Annotated in this window: 2 protein-coding genes; one reads left to right on the top strand and one right to left on the bottom strand. The window is 74.9% G+C overall.

Going from position 1 to position 1,624, the window contains the following annotated elements; all coding sequences use genetic code 11:
* Positions 1-636: hypothetical protein (locus tag FAF44_RS53130; RefSeq protein WP_237111106.1), on the top strand; the 636-nt coding region annotated here is incomplete at its 5' end.
* 20 nt (positions 637-656) lie between these two features.
* Here FAF44_RS53130 and FAF44_RS53125 read toward each other — a convergent pair.
* Complete coding sequence (locus tag FAF44_RS53125; protein ID WP_237111107.1) at positions 657-1,340, bottom strand: response regulator transcription factor; 684 nt, start codon at positions 1,338-1,340, stop codon at positions 657-659.
* Positions 1,341-1,624 lie beyond the last annotated feature (284 nt).

Raw genomic sequence — 1,624 nt, 5'->3', positions numbered from 1 at the left:
ATCCCCAGGAACACCAGCCCGACCAGGCCGACGGCGACCGCGGTGCCCGAACCGCCCGTGGTGATCGACGTCGGCGGCGACGCCAAGGTCAGGGCGATGATCGGCGGCTCGGTGGCGGGCGCGCTCGGGCTGCTCGCGATCGTGTCGGCGCTGACCGGCCAGACCACGGGCGGTTCGGGCACCGCGGTCGCCGTCGGCCTGGTCGGGCTGGTGTTCCTGGGGATCGGCCTGCTGCCGGTCGTCGCGTGGAAGAAGGTCTCCCGCCCGCGCCGGCTCGTCTTCGACGCCTTCGGGGTGCGCTGGGACGACCCCCGGGGCCGCCCGTGGGCCGTGGCGTGGGCCGAGCTGTCGGGGGTGGGCATCTCGCGGACGCGGCAGCGCCGGGTCCAGCTCGCCGACCACCTCGTGCGCAGGACGATGGTCAGGCTCGACCTGTTCCCCGCCGACCAGGGGTTCCGGGCGCGGCATCAGGAGATGGCGCACCTGTGGGAGTTCCACACGGTCAAGAACGGGTACCGGCTGCCGCTCGGCTCGCAGCCCAAGTACATCCCGGTCATCGAGCACGCCATGCGGCTGCACCGTCCGGGGGCGTACCTGGGCATCAAGGACGAAGGGCTGGTGGTCGGGCTCGTCTGAGCGGTCGGGCCGCGGGGGTGTCAGGCGGTTCCGCCGGGTGAGACGAGGCCGGTCTCGTACGCGATGACCACCGCCTGGGCGCGGTCGCGCAGCGCGAGCTTGGCGAAGATGCGGGCGACGTGCGTCTTCACCGTCGCCTCGCTCAGGGTCAGCGCGTACGCGAGTTCGGCGTTCGACAGGCCCTTGCCCAGGAGCGTGAGCACCTCCAGCTCGCGTGGCGTCAGGGTGGCGAGTTCCGCGTGCGCGGCCGGGGCCGCCGGGCCGGGGGCATCGAGGCCGCCGTTGACGGCCCGGTCGGCGGGGGCGAAGCGTTCGACGAGGCGGCGGGTGATCGAGGGGGCGAGCAGCGCGTCGCCGGTGCCGACCAGGCGTACGGCGGCGGCCAGGTGTTCCGGGGTGACGTCCTTGAGCAGGAAGCCGCTCGCGCCGAGTGCCAGGGCGGCGTAGACGTACCGGTCGAGGTCGAACGTGGTCAGCATGATCACCCGGCAGCGCGGGTCGTTCGCGAGCACCCGGCGGGTCGCCTCCAGGCCGTCCATGCCGGGCATGCGGATGTCCATCAGCACGACGTCGGGGGCCAGCCTGAGCGCCTCCGTCACCGCCTGGGCCCCGTCGGCGGCCTCACCGGCCACGTCGATGCCGCGCGCGGTGAGGATGAGCCGGAAACCCACCCGGACCAGCTCCTGGTCATCGGCGATGAGCACCCTGGGCGCGGACGCCCCCGCCTCGGACCCGCTCGCGCGCTCCTCGACCGGGCTCGTGGACCCCCCGGCCGGACTGACGGGCTCCCCGTCCGGGCTCGGGAACGTCGCGGCCGGGCGGGTGGCGGGAGCGGGCCGGCGCGCTTCGGCCGCGCCCGCGAGGTGCCGGAGGGTGGTCACGGGCGCTCCAGCGGGATCCGGGCGCGCACCCGGAAGCCGCCGCCGAGGCGACGGCGGGCGTCGAGGTCGCCGCCGTAGACGGCGACGCGTTCGCGTAACCCGAGCAG

Origin of the sequence: Nonomuraea sp. MG754425 (assembly GCF_021699195.1) — a bacterium.
Taxonomy (GTDB): Bacteria; Actinomycetota; Actinomycetes; order Streptosporangiales; family Streptosporangiaceae; genus Nonomuraea.
Note: the sequence above shows the minus strand (reverse complement) of the source record. Positions and strands in the feature narration are given on the sequence as shown.